At 66.5% G+C, this 17,493-nt stretch carries 11 protein-coding genes; 4 read left to right on the top strand and 7 right to left on the bottom strand.

Annotation, left to right across the window (positions count from 1 at the left end):
• Positions 1-6 precede the first annotated feature (6 nt).
• From ACQ1W9_RS11485 to ACQ1W9_RS11510, 6 genes are all read right to left on the bottom strand, one after another.
• On the bottom strand, positions 7-297 hold the full coding sequence (locus tag ACQ1W9_RS11485; protein ID WP_431023492.1) for a tryptophan synthase subunit beta like protein: 291 nt from the start codon (positions 295-297) through the stop codon (positions 7-9).
• A 142-nt stretch (positions 298-439) separates the two neighbouring features.
• On the bottom strand, positions 440-7,834 hold the full coding sequence (locus ACQ1W9_RS11490) for a retention module-containing protein (protein ID WP_431023493.1): 7,395 nt from the start codon (positions 7,832-7,834) through the stop codon (positions 440-442).
• Positions 7,835-8,150: 316 nt separating this feature from the next.
• Complete coding sequence (locus tag ACQ1W9_RS11495) at positions 8,151-8,759, bottom strand: LuxR C-terminal-related transcriptional regulator (RefSeq protein WP_431023494.1); 609 nt, start codon at positions 8,757-8,759, stop codon at positions 8,151-8,153.
• A gap of 2 nt (positions 8,760-8,761) precedes the next feature.
• The gene (locus ACQ1W9_RS11500; protein ID WP_431023495.1) at positions 8,762-10,186 is read right to left on the bottom strand and encodes an HlyD family type I secretion periplasmic adaptor subunit; all 1,425 of its coding nucleotides are present in this window, start codon (positions 10,184-10,186) and stop codon (positions 8,762-8,764) included.
• On the bottom strand, positions 10,186-12,336 hold the full coding sequence (locus ACQ1W9_RS11505; protein WP_431023496.1) for a type I secretion system permease/ATPase: 2,151 nt from the start codon (positions 12,334-12,336) through the stop codon (positions 10,186-10,188). The genes ACQ1W9_RS11500 and ACQ1W9_RS11505 overlap by 1 nt, the downstream gene beginning before the upstream one ends.
• A 53-nt stretch (positions 12,337-12,389) precedes the next feature.
• Positions 12,390-14,198, bottom strand: a complete 1,809-nt coding sequence (locus ACQ1W9_RS11510; protein ID WP_431023497.1) for a TolC family outer membrane protein — start codon at positions 14,196-14,198, stop codon at positions 12,390-12,392.
• Positions 14,199-14,484: 286 nt separating this feature from the next.
• Here ACQ1W9_RS11510 and ACQ1W9_RS11515 point away from each other — a divergent pair, with 286 nt between their 5' ends.
• Together ACQ1W9_RS11515 and ACQ1W9_RS11520 are read left to right on the top strand one after the other, a co-directional pair.
• A complete protein-coding gene (locus ACQ1W9_RS11515; protein ID WP_346064024.1) occupies positions 14,485-14,766 on the top strand; it encodes a hypothetical protein in 282 nt (93 codons plus the stop codon).
• 16 nt (positions 14,767-14,782) lie between these two features.
• The gene (locus ACQ1W9_RS11520; RefSeq protein ID WP_431023498.1) at positions 14,783-15,724 is read left to right on the top strand and encodes a 2-dehydropantoate 2-reductase; all 942 of its coding nucleotides are present in this window, start codon (positions 14,783-14,785) and stop codon (positions 15,722-15,724) included.
• On the opposite strand, the gene ACQ1W9_RS11525 is transcribed toward ACQ1W9_RS11520, so the two are convergent.
• On the bottom strand, positions 15,721-16,197 hold the full coding sequence (locus ACQ1W9_RS11525) for a YbhB/YbcL family Raf kinase inhibitor-like protein (RefSeq protein WP_431023499.1): 477 nt from the start codon (positions 16,195-16,197) through the stop codon (positions 15,721-15,723). The genes ACQ1W9_RS11520 and ACQ1W9_RS11525 overlap by 4 nt on opposite strands.
• 129 nt (positions 16,198-16,326) lie before the next feature.
• On the opposite strand from ACQ1W9_RS11525, the gene ACQ1W9_RS11530 reads away from it, so the two are divergent.
• The gene (locus ACQ1W9_RS11530) at positions 16,327-16,893 is read left to right on the top strand and encodes a thioredoxin family protein (RefSeq protein ID WP_431023500.1); all 567 of its coding nucleotides are present in this window, start codon (positions 16,327-16,329) and stop codon (positions 16,891-16,893) included.
• Positions 16,890-17,378, top strand: a complete 489-nt coding sequence (locus ACQ1W9_RS11535) for an NYN domain-containing protein (protein ID WP_431023501.1) — start codon at positions 16,890-16,892, stop codon at positions 17,376-17,378. The genes ACQ1W9_RS11530 and ACQ1W9_RS11535 overlap by 4 nt, the downstream gene beginning before the upstream one ends.
• Positions 17,379-17,493: the final 115 nt, after the last annotated feature.

Here is a 17,493-nt window from a genome sequence, read left to right on the forward strand (position 1 = left end):
CGTCGATCAGATGACGCCATCCTCCTCATCATCCAGCAGATTGATGCTATTGAGCCGGCGACGCAGCGACTGTCGGGTCAATAGCTTGTCCCGGGCCGCATCGGGCAGGTCGGTGAAGCTGATCACCCCCTTGTCCATCAGCACCTGGATCAGGTCCTCCAGCACCCGGACCAGTTCCAGGTCCGACGCCAGCATGGGATCCCGGGCATCACGTCCCAGGAAGCGATCCAGCTCGGGGTCGTCCCCGGGCAGCCACTCGCGACACTCGGGGGTCGCCTCCCGACTGACCCTGCACAAGGCCCCCGTCTCATCCCGGCTCACATACATCACGTCCTCCTCACCCCTGGCGAATCCAGCCTTCCCTTAAGCATAACTCAATATAAAAAAACCGTGCCCGCAAGGCGGGCACGGCGCTTTTTCCTCTTATGGGATGCGACGATTATTCTATGGAGAGCTGGCCATCGTCGATCAAGGACTGAATGAAGGCCGCGGAATTGTCATCGCCCATGCTCACGTCGGACAGCAGAATCATCTGATCCGCATTGCTGCCATCGCCGCTGATTCCTCCATCATGTTTGATATGCAAGATGGTATCGCTGCCCGACTCTTCAGCGAAGACGTAACCATCGATATTCCCAACATTCGCCCCCTGGAGGAGGTCGCTGATATCCAGCTGATCGGCATCTGCATCGCTACCGAAGTCACCTAGCGTGAAGTCCGTTACTTTGTCCTCTGCCGGATCGACATTGGTTCCCTCGTCGTTGAGGTTCCAGACGAAGGTATCCGCGCCCAGGCCACCGGTCATGGTATCGTCCCCACCTCCACCAACCAGCAGGTCATTCCCTTCTCCTCCAATCAGGGTATCGTTTCCTCCGCCACCAGCGAGGGCCTGACCACTATCATCTGCCTGAAGAATGTCACCATCGGGAGTTACGGTGACATCGATAGTGCTCTGTACCGTATCGCCATCGCCATCGGCCAGCTCGATATCGAACTCCATCGGGATATCCTCGCCGGCAACCGGGCTAGAGAAACCAAATCCACCGGCACCAAACGCCGATCCTGAGAAGGTTCCTCCATCCGGATCACTCATCCCATCGGCATTGATGATTTCGACGGCCTCAAAATTCGAGGCTCCGGTGAAGCCAACGGTCTGACCTTCTTCCAAGCCATTGACGAACACCCAATTGCCATCGGTGGAGACGGTGTAGTCCTCCCCCTCCGTCAGGATGATGGCACCATCAGTCACCACCACCGACGCCAGGAGAATCGACAACTGGGTCGAACCAGCCGCCAGGTCCTTCTTGTCCCCCGCGTCATCGAAGTCGAAGATCCGGAAACCAACGACGACCGTCCCTCCCCCCTGCACCTGGACGATATTCATGGAGAAGTTATTGACCATATAATGGTCATCGTAGGTATAGCCTTCGGCATCTTTTTCGTCATTTCCTCCGTCGCGGCGCAGATCCGTCACGAAATCGATTCGTAGTGATTCACCATCATCCGTCCATTGATTATCGACACCCAGGTCCGTGGCAGAAGTATTAACCTGCCCTCCCGGTGCGGTAATCAACAGGTCCTCGCTATCATTGGTATCGGCCATGATATCGCCGCCGTCTCCATCAAGGCCTATCCACTGATTGTTCCCGGCCGGTGCAGCGCTGAAATCATCGAAGACGACCCCGGAACCATCATCCAGTTCCTGGTGAATCTGGACGGTGTAGAGATCCTGCGACTCCAGATCGGCATCCGGATTCAGCACGATGGTCATCACCGGGGTGCCGCCCGCTGTCGAAATCGTCAACACATTGGTGCCAAAACCGGTCATAAACAGGTCTTCACCACCACTGGTCACCGCCGTCACACCGTCACTCTCGAACAACTGGGCATCATCCGTGCCAATGAATACGGCACCGCCGAGTCCATCGGCACCGGTATTACCAAACACGTCCAGAGCCGCGATGCTGGCTGCCGTCGTATTGTTGGCGATGATCGTCGACATCGGTGTGAAGACGCTCGGGCCGTCGTCGTGGAAGGTCACGGCGCCACCGATCTCGGCACTCGCCTCGGCGCTGTCGCCGTCACCGTCGGTGATCTCCACCGTGGCGGTGATCAGTCCGGCCAGGTTCAGGGTGTCGTCGGGGTCGCCGGTGTCCGGATGGGCCAGCGCCACGTGCTGGGTCACCGTCAGGGTGCCGTCGGCATGGATCTCCACCGTGAAGGCCACCTGGCCGCCGTCATAGACCCCGCTGATCAGGGTGTCGCTGGTCTGCTCCAGGCTAATGGCATGCCCACCCACCGTGGTGGTCAAGCCGGTACTGCCGTCGCCGCTCAGCGCCAGGCCGTAGACGAGGCTGTCGCTGGCCGCCGCGCCATCGGCGCCGAACAGCGCGCTGACGTCGAGGATCGCCGCGGCGCTGGTGGCACTGATCGGGCCGGCCACGAAGGCCTCGCCGGCGTCGGTCTCATCGAGCACCACCGTGGCCTCGCTGAGTTCGCCGGTGACGCTCGGGCCATCGTCGTGGAAGGTCACGGCACCGCCGATCTCGGCACTCGCCTCGGCGCTGTCGCCGTCACCGTCGGTGATCTCCACCGTGGCGGTGATCAGCCCGGCCAGGTTCAGGGTGTCGTCGGGGTCGCCGGTGTCCGGATGGGCCAGCGCCACGTGCTGGGTCACCGTCAGGGTGCCGTCGGCATGAATCTCTACCGTGAAGGCGACATTGGTGCCGTCAAACTGGCCCTGGATCTCGGTGTCGGACACCGCGACCAGGGTAATGGCATGCCCGCCGACCGTGGTGGTCAGGCCGGTGCTGCCGTCGCCGCTCAGCGCCAGGCCGTAGACGAGGCTGTCGCTGGCGGCCGCGCCATCGGCGCCGAACAGCGCGTTGACGTCGAGGATCGCCGCGGCGCTGGTGGCGCTGATCGGGCCGTCCTCGAAGGCCTCGCCGGCGTCGGTCTCGTCGAGCACCACCGTGGCCTCGCTGAGTTCGCCGGTGACGCTCGGGCCGTCGTCGTGGAAGGTCACGGCACCGCCGATCTCGGCACTCGCCTCGGCGCTGTCGCCGTCACCGTCGGTGATCTCCACCGTGGCGGTGATCAGCCCGGCCAGGTTCAGGGTGTCGTCGGGGTCGCCGGTGTCCGGATGGGCCAGCGCCACGTGCTGGGTCACCGTCAGGGTGCCGTCGGCATGAATCTCTACCGTGAAGGCGACATTGGTGCCGTCAAACTGGCCCTGGATCTCGGTGTCGGACACCGCGACCAGGGTAATGGCATGCCCACCCACCGTGGTGGTCAGGCCGGTGCTGCCGTCGCCGCTCAGCGCCAGGCCGTAGACGAGGCTGTCGCTGGCGGCCGCGCCATCGGCGCCGAACAGCGCGTTGACGTCGAGGATCGCCGCGGCGCTGGTGGCGCTGATCGGGCCGGCCTCGAAGGCCTCGCCGGCGTCGGTCTCGTCGAGCACCACCGTGGCCTCGCTGAGTTCGCCGGTGACGCTCGGGCCGTCGTCGTGGAAGGTCACGGCGCCGCCGATCTCGGCACTCGCCTCGGCGCTGTCGCCGTCACCGTCGGTGATCTCCACCGTGGCGGTGATCAGTCCGGCCAGGTTCAGGGTGTCGTCGGGGTCGCCGGTGTCCGGATGGGCCAGCGCCACGTGCTGGGTCACCGTCAGGGTGCCGTCGGCATGGATCTCCACCGTGAAGGCCACCTGGCCGCCGTCATAGACCCCGCTGATCAGGGTGTCGCTGGTCTGCTCCAGGCTAATGGCATGCCCACCCACCGTGGTGGTCAAGCCGGTACTGCCGTCGCCGCTCAGCGCCAGGCCGTAGACGAGGCTGTCGCTGGCCGCCGCGCCATCGGCGCCGAACAGCGCGCTGACGTCGAGAATCGCCGCGGCGCTGGTGGCGCTGATCGGGCCGGCCACGAAGGCCTCGCCGGCGTCGGTCTCATCGAGCACCACCGTGGCCTCGCTGAGTTCGCCGGTGACGCTCGGGCCATCGTCGTGGAAGGTCACGGCACCGCCGATCTCGGCACTCGCCTCGGCGCTGTCGCCGTCACCGTCGGTGATCTCCACCGTGGCGGTGATCAGCCCGGCCAGGTTCAGGGTGTCGTCGGGGTCGCCGGTGTCCGGATGGGCCAGCGCCACGTGCTGGGTCACCGTCAGGGTGCCGTCGGCATGAATCTCTACCGTGAAGGCGACATTGGTGCCGTCAAACTGGCCCTGGATCTCGGTGTCGGACACCGCGACCAGGGTAATGGCATGCCCGCCGACCGTGGTGGTCAGGCCGGTGCTGCCGTCGCCGCTCAGCGCCAGGCCGTAGACGAGGCTGTCGCTGGCCGCCGCGCCATCGGCGCCGAACAGCGCGTTGACGTCGAGGATCGCCGCGGCGCTGGTGGCGCTGATCGGGCCGTCCTCGAAGGCCTCGCCGGCGTCGGTCTCGTCGAGCACCACCGTGGCCTCGCTGAGTTCGCCGGTGACGCTCGGGCCGTCGTCGTGGAAGGTCACGGCACCGCCGATCTCGGCACTCGCCTCGGCGCTGTCGCCGTCACCGTCGGTGATCTCCACCGTGGCGGTGATCAGCCCGGCCAGGTTCAGGGTGTCGTCGGGGTCGCCGGTGTCCGGATGGGCCAGCGCCACGTGCTGGGTCACCGTCAGGGTGCCGTCGGCGTGGATCTCCACCGTGAAGGCGACATTGGCGCCGTCATAGACCCCGCTGATCAGGGTGTCGCTGGTCTGCTCCAGACTGATGGCATGCCCACCCACCGTGGTGGTCAAGCCGGTACTGCCGTCGCCGCTCAGCGCCAGGCCGTAGACGAGGCTGTCGCTGGCCGCCGCGCCATCGGCGCCGAACAGCGCGCTGACGTCGAGAATCGCCGCGGCGCTGGTGGCGCTGATCGGGCCGGCCACGAAGGCCTCGCCGGCATCGGTCTCATCGAGCACCACCGTGGCCTCGCTGAGTTCGCCGGTGACGCTCGGGCCGTCGTCGTGGAAGGTCACGGCACCGCCGATCTCGGCACTCGCCTCGGCGCTGTCGCCGTCACCGTCGGTGATCTCCACCGTGGCGGTGATCAGCCCGGCCAGGTTCAGGGTGTCGTCGGGGTCGCCGGTGTCCGGATGGGCCAGCGCCACGTGCTGGGTCACCGTCAGGGTGCCGTCGGCGTGGATCTCCACCGTGAAGGCGACATTGGCGCCGTCATAGACCCCGCTGATCAGGGTGTCGCTGGTCTGCTCCAGACTGATGGCATGCCCACCCACCGTGGTGGTCAAGCCGGTACTGCCGTCGCCGCTCAGCGCCAGGCCGTAGACGAGGCTGTCGCTGGCCGCCGCGCCATCGGCGCCGAACAGCGCGCTGACGTCGAGAATCGCCGCGGCGCTGGTGGCGCTGATCGGGCCGGCCACGAAGGCCTCGCCGGCATCGGTCTCATCGAGCACCACCGTGGCCTCGCTGAGTTCGCCGGTGACGCTCGGGCCATCGTCGTGGAAGGTCACGGCACCGCCGATCTCGGCACTCGCCTCGGCGCTGTCGCCGTCACCGTCGGTGATCTCCACCGTGGCGGTGATCAGCCCGGCCAGGTTCAGGGTGTCGTCGGGGTCGCCGGTGTCCGGATGGGCCAGCGCCACGTGCTGGGTCACCGTCAGGGTGCCGTCGGCATGAATCTCTACCGTGAAGGCGACATTGGTGCCGTCAAACTGGCCCTGGATCTCGGTGTCGGACACCGCGACCAGGGTAATGGCATGCCCGCCGACCGTGGTGGTCAGGCCGGTGCTGCCGTCGCCGCTCAGCGCCAGGCCGTAGACGAGGCTGTCGCTGGCGGCCGCGCCATCGGCGCCGAACAGCGCGTTGACGTCGAGGATCGCCGCGGCGCTGGTGGCGCTGATCGGGCCGTCCTCGAAGGCCTCGCCGGCGTCGGTCTCGTCGAGCACCACCGTGGCCTCGCTGAGTTCGCCGGTGACGCTCGGGCCGTCGTCGTGGAAGGTCACGGCACCGCCGATCTCGGCACTCGCCTCGGCGCTGTCGCCGTCACCGTCGGTGATCTCCACCGTGGCGGTGATCAGCCCGGCCAGGTTCAGGGTGTCGTCGGGGTCGCCGGTGTCCGGATGGGCCAGCGCCACGTGCTGGGTCACCGTCAGGGTGCCGTCGGCATGAATCTCTACCGTGAAGGCGACATTGGTGCCGTCAAACTGGCCCTGGATCTCGGTGTCGGACACCGCGACCAGGGTAATGGCATGCCCGCCGACCGTGGTGGTCAGGCCGGTGCTGCCGTCGCCGCTCAGCGCCAGGCCGTAGACGAGGCTGTCGCTGGCGGCCGCGCCATCGGCGCCGAACAGCGCGTTGACGTCGAGGATCGCCGCGGCGCTGGTGGCGCTGATCGGGCCGGCCTCGAAGGCCTCGCCGGCGTCGGTCTCGTCGAGCACCACCGTGGCCTCGCTGAGTTCGCCGGTGACGCTCGGGCCGTCGTCGTGGAAGGTCACGGCACCGCCGATCTCGGCACTCGCCTCGGCGCTGTCGCCGTCACCGTCGGTGATCTCCACCGTGGCGGTGATCAGCCCGGCCAGGTTCAGGGTGTCGTCGGGGTCGCCGGTGTCCGGATGGGCCAGCGCCACGTGCTGGGTCACCGTCAGGGTGCCGTCGGCATGAATCTCCACCGTGAAGGCGACATTGGCGCCGTCATAGACCCCGCTGATCAGGGTGTCGCTGGTCTGCTCCAGACTGATGGCATGCCCACCCACCGTGGTGGTCAAGCCGGTACTGCCATCGCCGCTCAGCGCCAGGCCGTAGACGAGGCTGTCGCTGGCCGCCGCGCCATCGGCGCCGAACAGCGCGCTGACGTCGAGAATCGCCGCGGCGCTGGTGGCGCTGATCGGGCCGGCCACGAAGGCCTCGCCGGCATCGGTCTCATCAAGCACCACCGTGGCCTCGCTGAGTTCGCCGGTGACGCTCGGGCCGTCGTCGAGCACATCGATGGTCAGGGTGGTACTCGCAGTATCTCCATCGCTGTCGGTTACCGTGACCGAGAACACGTCCTGGATCCCCTCGCTGGTCCCGGTGCTGGTGTCATCCGGATGGTCCGTGGTGTTGTCGTCCAGGGTGTAGGTCCATTCGTAGACCCCGCCGTTCAGCGTCACCGTCAGGGTCCCGTAGGAGCCGTTGACCACCCCGCCATTGGTCACATCGACGCCGCCCACCACCAGCGAGGCCGTAGTGTCATCACCACTGTGGGTGATATTGAAGCCACCGCTGATGCTCTCCGCCGGGCTGCCCGGGTTGCTGCCATCGTCCAGTGCCGCCTCGTCGACCTGATTGCCACCCTCGGCATCCACCACCGAGATCGTGGGGAGGGACTCATCTTCCAGCAATTGCGGCTCTCCGAGCCCATCCTCGGGCCCTCCGGCCAGGCCGACGCCGTACTGGTAATTCAGCGGATCGACGCCTTCAGTGATACGCGCCAGGCGAATGAAGCCATGGCCGCCACCGGCGCCATCCCCCCCAGCGCCGGCGCCCGCGGCGGTGTCCTCGAGGATATCCAGCAGATCGATATCGTCGTCCTCGAGTGCCGCCAGCAACGCCTCGACCTCATCGTCCTGGACGCTGGCCTGTTCGGCATCCACCTCGGCATCGGGAGCCAGTTCGGCCTGCATCAGCACTTCCTGGCCGGGTTCGATCACCACCAGGCCGGCCTCACCGCCTCCGAAGTCGAGATCGACGCTGCCGTCATCGGAGGTGACCACCACTTCGCCTTCCTGGAGCACGTCACCGGGACGCAGTTCGCGCAGGTTGCCCTCGGCGTCCCGCGCCCAGGCCTGTCCGGTTACCGAGAGAACGACTGCGATGCTCATGGCGTATCCCCTTCCTTAGTCATTGATAGGTGCCCGGAACCGGATGCGGCTCCTAGGCTCTACACGAAAACTGACTGCGCTCGCCCATACGGCGTTAAAAACCGGCTCAAAGTACTCATTTACAGCTCGTAAACTCCGTCTTTTCGCCGATTTTTTCCTTGTCTGGCCATCGCTCGTCGACTTTTCGTCCAAAGCCTAAAGGCTGGCCGACAGCTGTCGGCACTTATCTCAAGGCTAGGGGAGGGGGAGGTATCGGAGTATTGGACCGTAGTACAGGGTAACCAAATGTTTCTTTATGTTTGTTTTCCCAGGGGCCTCAGGTGGTTTCCAGATGCCCGGAGAGTTTGAGGATCAGCTGCATGCGGTCGCGCACGCCGAGCTTGCGGAAGGCGGCCCCCAGATGGGCCTTGACGGTGCGCTCGGTAATCGCGAGGGCCCGGGCCACCTCCTTGTTGGTGTGGCCGGCGGCCACCGCCAGTACCACGTCCCGCTCCCGGGCGGTCAGCTCGGCCAGCACGCCGGCCTGATCCGCCAGGCCGCCCCCCAGGGCGCGGAAGGTCGCCCCCACCACCTCGCTGAGCAGCTCCGGTCCGACCCAGAGCCCATGATGCATGGTGACCAGCGCCACCTCGTGGAGCAGTTCGATGGAGCTCAGCGCATGAGCATAGCCACGGGCCCCGGCCCCCAGGGCCTGAAAGGCCTCTTCCTTGCGGGGCAACCAGGAGAGCACCACGCAGATTACCCCCTGCTTCACCAGGGTCTCCACCAAGGGGAGCCAGGCGTCATTATCGCTGAGTACCCAGGCATGATCGCCCTGGCCGAGACGACTCGCCGCCTCAGTGACCGATAGCGTCCAGCCATCGGGAAAAGCGCGTTGCCAGCGTGGAGCTTCTGGCGGCCCCGACACCACCAGGACATGTCGCATGGTCAGCGCTCCGTCATCGCATTGCCCATCCCGCGCAGCACCGGCTTGAGCAGGTACTCCATGATGGTGCGCTGCCCGGTGCGGATATCCACCTGGGCGGTCATCCCGGGAATGATCGGCATGTCCGCCGCCCAGTCCGCATCCTCGGTGCGCACCCTGACCAGGTAGAAGGTATTGTCGTTGTCATCGGTAATGGTATCGGCACTGATATGCTCGAGCCGAGCATCGAGCCCCCCATAGATGGAGAAGTCATAGGCGGTCAGCTTGATAAAGGCGTCCTGCCCCGGGTGCAGGAAGGCGATATCCCGGGGGGCCACACGGGCCTCCACCAGCAACTGATCGCCGGTGGGAATGATCTCCACCACGTCCTGCCCCGGCTGCGCCACGCCGCCCAGGGTGGTGATATGCAGCCGCTGCACGACCCCGGTTACCGGCGCCCGCAGCTCCGCCAGGCGTACCCGGTCGGCCAGGCCGGCGCTGCTCTCATCCAGTGCCGAGAGCTCCTCCATGGCCTGGCCAAGCTCGTTACGCCACTCGCCCCGCCGCTCCAGGGTGATCTCCCTTAGCTGTGCCTCGGCCTCCTCCACGGCCGCCGCGAGACGCGACACCTGGGCACTGGCCTGGCTGCGTTCACCGCTGGCCCGGGAGACCTCGCGACGCAGGCGGATCACCTCCACCTCCGATACCGCCCCGGTCTGCAGCAGGGGCTGGGTCATATTGAGCTCCTGGCTGGCCAGGCCCAGATCCCGGGAGGCGGCATTGAAGCGCGCCCGGGCCTCGTTGAGTTCCTCGCGGCGCTGGGTCAGGCGATCGCGCACGATGCCCTCCTGCTCACGCAGCTCGGCTCGACGCCCCTCGAACAGTTCTCGTTCGCGCTGCACCAGGTCGGGCGCCTCCTGTACCAGTTCCGGCGGGGGGCGGAAGATATCGTCCGCCACCAGGGCGCGCAGTCGTTCCGCCCGCGCCTGAAGGGCCCATACCCGGGCCTGGTTTTCACGAAAGCTCGAGGCATAGCGAGTCGGGTCGATGCGCATCAGCAGTTGTCCGGCCTCCACCCTCTGGCCCTCGGCCACCAGGATCTCCTGCACCACGCCGCCGTCATAGGACTGCACCCGCTGCAGCTGCGACGAGGGAATGATGCGCCCATCGCCCTTGGTCACCTCATCGATCTCGGCCAGGGTCGCCCAGATCACCAGCCCCACCAGCGCCACCACCACCAGGTAGAGGAAGGCCCTGGCCCGTAACGGCTCCTGCTGCATGCGCGCCCAGTCGGCGTCGCTGGCCCAGTCACGATTGAGATGCGCCGACGAGACCCAGCGTGAAAACAGGCGGTCGATCAGCGGCCGGAAGGGCTTGCTGCCTCCCTCGCTGAGACGACCGATACGCTCGAAACCACGCTGCTCGAGGGTCGGCTTGCGCTCTGCCATCAGCGTGCCCTCCCGATCTGTCCGCTGCGCAGGGCGACCACCACCTTGTCCTTGGGCCCGTCCGCCACCACCTTGCCGGCATCGATAACGATGATGCGCTCCACCAGCGCCAACAGCGAGGTGCGGTGGGTCACCACCACCAGGGTCTTGTGCTCGGCCAGGCCGGCGAGGCGCGCCTTGAAGGCCTCCTCGCTGGCATGGTCCATGGCACTGGTGGGCTCATCCAGCAGCAGGATGGTCGGGTCGAGGACCATGGCCCGGGCGATGGCCACGCTCTGACGCTGGCCGCCGGAGAGCGACTCGCCCCGCTCCCCTACCGGCATATCCAGCCCCAGGGGATGGCGATTGACCAGTTCGGTGAGTCCTGCCACTTCCAGGGCCTGCTGCAGCACCTCGTCGCTCACCCCTTCGCTGCCGGCCCCGGCGATGATGTTGTCGCGCAGGCTACCGAAGAAGAGGCTGACGTCCTGGGGCACGTAGCCGATATGCCGGCGCAGGTCCATGGGGTCCCACTGGCGGATATCCACCCCATCCACGCTCACCGCCCCCGCCGTGGGCTGGTAGAGCCCCAGGATCAGCTTGTCCAGGGTCGACTTGCCGGAACCGATCCGCCCCAGCAGGGCGACCTTCTCGCCGGCACCGATCTTCAGCGAGACGTCGCGCAGTGCCTCCTGGGCCTCCTCCGGGTAGCGGAAGCTCACCTTGTCGAAGGCGATCTCGCCGCGGATCACCGGGCGGCTGATCAGGTGGCGACCTTCCTCGCGCTCCTGGGGCTTCTCCATCACCTGGTCGAGACCCGCCAGGGCCGTGGAGGACTGGTGGTACTGCGCCAGCAGCGACGCGGCCTGGCTGATCGGCGCCATGGCCCGGGAGGAGAGCAGGTAGGCGGCGATCAAGCCGCCCTGGCTCAGTTCCCCGGCGATGATCAGGTAGACCCCGATGATGATCACCGCCACCGCCACCGTATGCTGCGCCCAGAGGGCGACGCTGGACACCGAGCTGCTCAGCAAGCGCAACTGGGCCGAGGTCCGCGACAGGAAGGCGGTGGTCTTCTCCCATAGCCCCTGGATCCGTCCCTCGGCGCGCAACGCCTTGACGGTCTCCAGGTTGGAGACCGACTCCACCAGGCTGGCATTGCGCTGGGCGCTGACCCGCCAGGTGGTCTCGGAGAGCTCGTGCATGCGGCCCTGGGCGGCCAGCGCATAGAGCAGCACGAAGAGTGCACCGATGGCGATGGGGATCACCAGGGGCACGCCGATGATCGCCACGATGCCGGCGAACAGCAGCACGAAGGGCAGGTCCACCAGGGCCACGACGGTGGCAGAGCCGATAAAACCGCGTACCGCCTCGAAGGAATGCAGGGTCGCGGCGAAGGAACCGGTGGAGGCCGGCCGCGCCTCCATGCGCATGCCCAGTACCCGCTCCATGATATGGCTGGAGACCTTGACGTCGGCGCGACTGGCGGCCAGGTCGACGAAGGCGCTGCGCATCAGGCGCAGTGCCAGATCGAAACAGAGCACCACGAAGACCCCAGCCGCCAGGGCCCAGAGGGTCTCGGTGGCCTGGTTGGGTACCACCCGGTCGTAGACGTTGAGCACGAACAGCGGCATGGCCACCGCGAAGAGGTTGATCAACACCGAGCCCACCAGCACGTCCCGGTAGAGGCGGCGATTCTCGGCGATCACGCCCCAAAACCAGTGTCGGCCGCGCAGCCGCTTGACCTCGGGCCCCCGGGCATCGAAGCGGAAGCTGGGGCGCGCATAGATGGCCCGCCCGCTATAGCGCGCCTCCAGCTCGTCGAGCCCGATCTCCGTGGCGGCCTCCCCCAGTTCGGGGAAGATCACCTCGGCACGCCGCGCCTTCACGTCCAGGGAGACCAGCACGCAGGCCCGGTGGGGCTCGAGCAGCAGCACCACCGGGAACAGGGCCGGATTGAGGCGCACCAAGGCACAGCGGGACTGGCGCGCCGCCAGCCCCGCCCGCTTGGCCGCCCGCGGGAAGACCCCAGGGGTCAGCTCGCCATTTTCCAACGGCAAGCCGGCCACCAGAGCCTCGGTCACGACCTCATGGTCGTGGGCACGCGCCACGACCCTGAGACATTCGGCCAGATCGCCACCGGCGAAACGGAACCACTTCTCGTCACTGGTCACGGCTTATCCTTACTCATTGCAGCGAAGCACCTCCCTGTCTGCCGATCCCTCGGCTACTCGTCGAGGCGCTCCAGGGTGATCTCGACCCGGCGGTTGGTGCGCCGCCCTTCCACCGTGGCATTGGTGGCCACAGGCTGACGGGAACCATAACCGCGGGTCTCCATCAGGCTCGCCGGGACCCCCTGACTGGCCAGGTAGCCGGCCACGCTGTCGGCGCGACGCTGGGAGAGCGGGTCGTTGATGGCATCGGTGCCGGTAATATCCGCATGGCCGGCGATAAACACCCGGCGCAGATCACTACGATCACGAATCTGGGCCGCCAGGCCATCCAGCTCGCCGCGCGCCGCCGGGCTGAGTTCGGCGCTATTGATGGCAAAGAGGGTATCCGCCGACAGGGTGATATCCGGCGCCCGGGTCGGGGCCGGGACATCCATGCCACCCACCAGGTCATCCAGGCTGTAGCTGGTGGGTGCCATGTCCGGACAGATATCCTCGGGGCTCAGGCTGATGCCATCGCTGCCCAGATCGGCCAGGCTCGGCAGGCCCTCTCGGGTAATGCCCAGGGCCGGCAGCAGGCTCCCCATGGCGGCCAGGGTACGGGCGTGAGCCAGGGCCAGGTCGTACTGGGCATTGGCATAGGCGCGGCTGGCCTCGAAGTACTCGTTCTCGGAGTCCAGCACATCGAGCAGGGTGCGCTGGCCAATATCGAACTGCTGCTGGTAGGCGCCTCTGACCCGGTCGATGGACTGACGATGCTGATTGAGGAATTCCATCTGCTCGCGGAGTCGCCGGGTGTCGTTATAGGCGATCTGGGTGGTCTGGCGCACATTGGTGCACTCCAGGTCACGCAGGTCCATGGACTGCTCGAGCAGGTCACTGGTGCGCCGGAACTCCGCCAGGTCGCTGCCGCCGCGGAAGAGGTTGATGCTGGCCACCAGCTCCACCACGGTATGGTCGCGACGTCCCGCCACATCGTCCAGGTTGTTGGTCCCGTGGCGGGCGCGGAAATCGAGCCGGGGATGGAAGCCGGAACGGGCACCCTCACGCTCGGCGCGGGCCGCGGCGATGTTCTCGATGGCGGCATGGAAGTTGGGATTGCCCTCGTAGGCCATCTGCACCGCCTCGGCCACCGAGGGTGGCATGCCGTCATCCAGGCCCGGCGCCGGGGCCAGGTTATCCGCCGGCAGCTCGCCGACGATGCGCAGATAGCGGGCGCTCACGTCGTGCAGGTTGGAGGCCTCGGTGAGCAGGTTGGACTCGGCCAGTGCCAGGCGCCCGCTGATCTGTTGCAGGTCGACGCCACGCCCGGCCCCGGTGCGCACCCGGTCCTCGATCTGATTGAAGACCCGCAGGTGCTCGCCGTAGTTGTCCCGGGCCAGGGCGACCAGCTCGCGGAAGCGCTGCACGTCCAGATAGGCGCGGGTCGTTTCCAGGGCCACCTCCTCGCTGGCCCCAAGCAACTCGTAGTAGCGCACCAGCTTGGCGCGATCGAGCTGCTCCACGGCACTGTGGGTGGCGAAACCGTCATAGAGCATCTGGGTCAGGGAGATCTCGGCGAAATCCGACGAGAAGCTGCCTCGGCCATCCCCCTCACGGGCCTCGCGGCCGATGCCCCCGACCAGGTCGACGCTGGGAAAATAATTGCCCCGTGCCACCCCGACCTCGTCCATCGCCGCCTGGAAGCCGTTCCAACTGGCCTGCACCTCGGGATTGGTATTGATGGCCCGCTGGGCCGCCTCGGTGAGGTTGCCTGCCGTGCTCTGGGCCAGAGCGGAGACGGTCACACCGCTCAGGCAGGCCGCCCCAACGGCCAGCACCAGACGTTTTATCGGAATCCCTTGAATCGACATGAAGGTTTTCATGGTCGTGCCCCTTGTGCATCAACGCATCTGCGAGTGGTGGAGTGATGATGCGGCGTGCCTCCCGATGCATATCCATGCTCCGAGAGACACGCACTTTTTGTAATCAAACGTAACTCTTCTTGCACTCTAGTCGATGTACCGGAGGCCCGCCAAGAAATCGCCGTGCTCCTGGCTCAACGCCAGGCATCGCCTGAGGGCACCGCCCGGAGGCCCGATGACGACTGACGCCACCAGCGCACCATGGTATGGTTAAGTCGTTATTCCCGCGCTTAAGGAGCGTACTCACATGTCGGCCTCTGAAATTCAAAAGACTCGTGTCATCAATGAGCTACGCAGCTTTATCAAGAAGCTGCTGGAGGACCCCAAGATCCTCGAGCAATCGCTGGTGGTGGCCCGCAAGCACCTCAGCGAGGGCAACGACAAGGATGTGATGGCGCGTATCGCCAATGAGATCTCCGACACCACCAGCGTGCATATTCCCGAGGATCCCAGCGAACACTCGGAAGCGGACAAGCTCTACCTGGAACTGCTCAAGGAAGTGATCAACGAAGAGCAGGCTCTCTACTAAGGGACGAGGACGCAGTATGCGCTTTGCGATCTACGGCAGTGGTGGGGTCGGCGGCTACTTCGGGGGCCGCCTCGCCGAGGCCGGCGAAGACGTCACCTTTATCGCCCGCGGCGATCATCTGGCGGCCATGCATCGCGACGGCCTCAAGGTGTTGAGCCCCCAGGGCGACTTCCTGATCTCACCGACCCAGGCCTGCGAGAATCCCGCCGACGTCGGCCCCGTGGATTGTGTGCTGGTGGCAGTCAAGGCCTGGCAGGTGGCCGAGGTCGCCGAGGCCATGGCCCCCCTGGTGGGTTCCGAGACCCTGCTGCTGCCCCTGGAGAACGGCGTGGAGGCCAGCGACCACCTCGCCGCCCGCTGGGGGCGCGAGCGGGTGCTGGGCGGGCTCTGCGGCATCCTCGCCTACCGCGAGGCTCCCGGGGTGATTCGCCACGCCGGGGTCGAGCCCTTCCTGCGCTTCGGCGAACTGGACAACCGTCCCAGCGAGCGTACCCGGCGCCTCAAGGCTGTCTTCGAGGCGGCCCGGGGCGTCAGCGCCGAGATTCCCGATGATATCCAGGCGGCCATCTGGAGCAAGTTCCTGTTTATCTGTGCCATGAGCGGCGTGGGGGCGGTCACCCGGGCGCCCATCGGCATCAGCCGGACCCAGCCGGAGACCCGCCGGATGCTGGAAGCGGTGATGGAAGAGATCTGCGCCGTGGCCAAGGCCCGCGGCGTCCGCCTGTCCCAGGATGCGGTCACCCGCGCCATGAAGTTTATCGACAGCATGCCGGAGACCAGCACCGCCTCCATGCAGCGCGATATCGTCCGCGGCCTGCCCTCGGAGCTCGATTCCCAGAATGGCGCCGTGGTGCGTCTGGGCCGCGCCACCGGCGTCGCCACGCCGGTCAATGAGGCGATTCATGCGGCCCTGCTGCCCCAGGAGCGCCGCGCCCGGGGCGAACTGAGTTTCTCCTAGTCACGGCGATAGCGCCCCACCAGGCGATTCATGCCCAGCAAGTGGGGCTCGGTCCGCGCCAGCAGCTCGTCCAGGCGCAGGCCCGCCGGCAGGTCCAGGTCCACGTCCAGGGCCAGTACCCAGAAGTAGTAACGGTGCTCCCCATGCCCCTCCGGCGGCATGGGGCCGCCATAACCCGGCAGGCCGAAGTCATTGACGCCTGGGGTCCCCGCGGTGGACGCCTCCGTCAGTTGGGTGGTCTCCGCCGGCAGGTTATAGAGCACCCAGTGCACGAAGCCGTAGCCCCCATGCTGGACCAGGGGCGCATCGGGATCGTGGCAGAAGAGCGCGAAGGCCCGGGTGCCCCTGGGTGCGTCTTCCCATAGCAGGGCGGGCGAGACGTCCTCCCCTTCGCCGCTATGCTTGCGGGGAATCGCCTGGCCGGGGCCGAAGGCGGGGCTGCTCAGGGTCAGGGACGAGAGGGCAAAAGGCATGGTGCAAACCTCCTCAGGCAAGGTGGTGTCTCCAGCATCGCCGCCCTGGCGATCGCCATCAAGCTCGAGGGATCTGATAGGCTGCAGTTATTCTATGAATCCAGGTTCCCCTTCATCAGGAGCGAGACCATGGCCAAGACCGCCTCCCGAATGATCGACCTGGGCAGCGCCCTGCCCGACTTCCGCCTCGCCGATCCCCAGGGCGAGATCATCGACAGCGAGGACTTCCTCGGCCGCCCGCTGCTGGTCGCCTTTATCTGCAACCACTGCCCCTTCGTCAAGCATATCGCCGACGCCTTCGCCGAGCTCGCCCGGGAGTATCGAGCCAAGGGACTCGGCGTGGTGGCCATCAACAGCAACGACTCCCACGCCTATCCGGACGACGACCCCGAATCGATGCGCGAAGAGGCTCGCGCCCGGGGCTATGACTTCCCCTACCTGGTGGACGATACCCAGGCGGTGGCCCGCGCCTTTCAGGCCGCCTGCACCCCGGACTTCTTCCTCTTCGATGCCGACCATCGGCTGGCCTACCGCGGCCAGTTCGACGCCAGTCGCCCGGGCCAGGAGACGCCAGTGAGCGGCGCCGACCTGCGCGCCGCCATCGAGGCGGTGCTGGCGGGAGAGGCGCCGAGTCCCGACCAGCGCCCCTCCCTGGGCTGCAATATCAAATGGAAGGCCAACGGGGACACCCCATGACCCCCGTCCTGCTGCTGGTCGATGTGCAGAATATCTACTACACCACCCGCCAGGCCTATCGGCGCCACTTCGACTACAACGCCTTCTGGGCCCAGGCCACCCAGGGGCGCCGCGTCACCCGGGCCATCGCCTACGCCATCGACCGGGGCGACGAGAAGCAGCGCCAGTTCCAGAACATCCTCCGGGGCATCGGCTTCGAGGTGCGCTTGAAGCCATTTATCCAGCGCGCCGACGGCTCGGCCAAGGGCGACTGGGACGTGGGCATCACCCTGGATGCGATGCTCCATGCCGAGGCGGCCGAGGTGGTGGTGCTGGCCTCCGGGGATGGCGACTTCGCCCTGCTGGTGGACCACCTGCGCCAGGCCCGCGGCAAGACCGTGGAGGTCTATGGGGTGCCACGCCTTAGCGCCCAGGCCCTGGTCCAGTCGGCGAGCCGTTTTATCCCCATCGAGGCACCCCTGCTACTCGGCTCGCCCGGCCGCTAAGCCGGCCCGGCGGCGAGACAAAAAATTCCCGGCGAATCCGCCCCACAAACCGAAAAAATCCCCATCGGTGCGCCGGTGCCGCTCTGCTATCGTCAGCAGGGAATTCCCCCCGATT

The sequence above is a fragment of the Halomonas sp. H5 genome (assembly GCF_050613175.1).
Classification (GTDB): Bacteria; Pseudomonadota; Gammaproteobacteria; order Pseudomonadales; family Halomonadaceae; genus Bisbaumannia; species Bisbaumannia salifodinae.

What these genes read in the sequence shown, in the direction of transcription:
- ACQ1W9_RS11490 (WP_431023493.1), bottom strand. Translation starts at nt 7,834, where the DNA reads ATGAGCATCGCAGTCGTTCTCTCGGTAACCGGACAGGCCTGGGCGCGG.
- ACQ1W9_RS11495 (WP_431023494.1), bottom strand. Translation starts at nt 8,759, where the DNA reads ATGCGACATGTCCTGGTGGTGTCGGGGCCGCCAGAAGCTCCACGCTGG.
- ACQ1W9_RS11500 (WP_431023495.1), bottom strand. Translation starts at nt 10,186, where the DNA reads ATGGCAGAGCGCAAGCCGACCCTCGAGCAGCGTGGTTTCGAGCGTATC.
- ACQ1W9_RS11510 (WP_431023497.1), bottom strand. Translation starts at nt 14,198, where the DNA reads ATGAAAACCTTCATGTCGATTCAAGGGATTCCGATAAAACGTCTGGTG.
- ACQ1W9_RS11515 (WP_346064024.1), top strand. Translation starts at nt 14,485, where the DNA reads ATGTCGGCCTCTGAAATTCAAAAGACTCGTGTCATCAATGAGCTACGC.
- ACQ1W9_RS11520 (WP_431023498.1), top strand. Translation starts at nt 14,783, where the DNA reads ATGCGCTTTGCGATCTACGGCAGTGGTGGGGTCGGCGGCTACTTCGGG.
- ACQ1W9_RS11525 (WP_431023499.1), bottom strand. Translation starts at nt 16,197, where the DNA reads ATGCCTTTTGCCCTCTCGTCCCTGACCCTGAGCAGCCCCGCCTTCGGC.
- ACQ1W9_RS11530 (WP_431023500.1), top strand. Translation starts at nt 16,327, where the DNA reads ATGGCCAAGACCGCCTCCCGAATGATCGACCTGGGCAGCGCCCTGCCC.
- ACQ1W9_RS11535 (WP_431023501.1), top strand. Translation starts at nt 16,890, where the DNA reads ATGACCCCCGTCCTGCTGCTGGTCGATGTGCAGAATATCTACTACACC.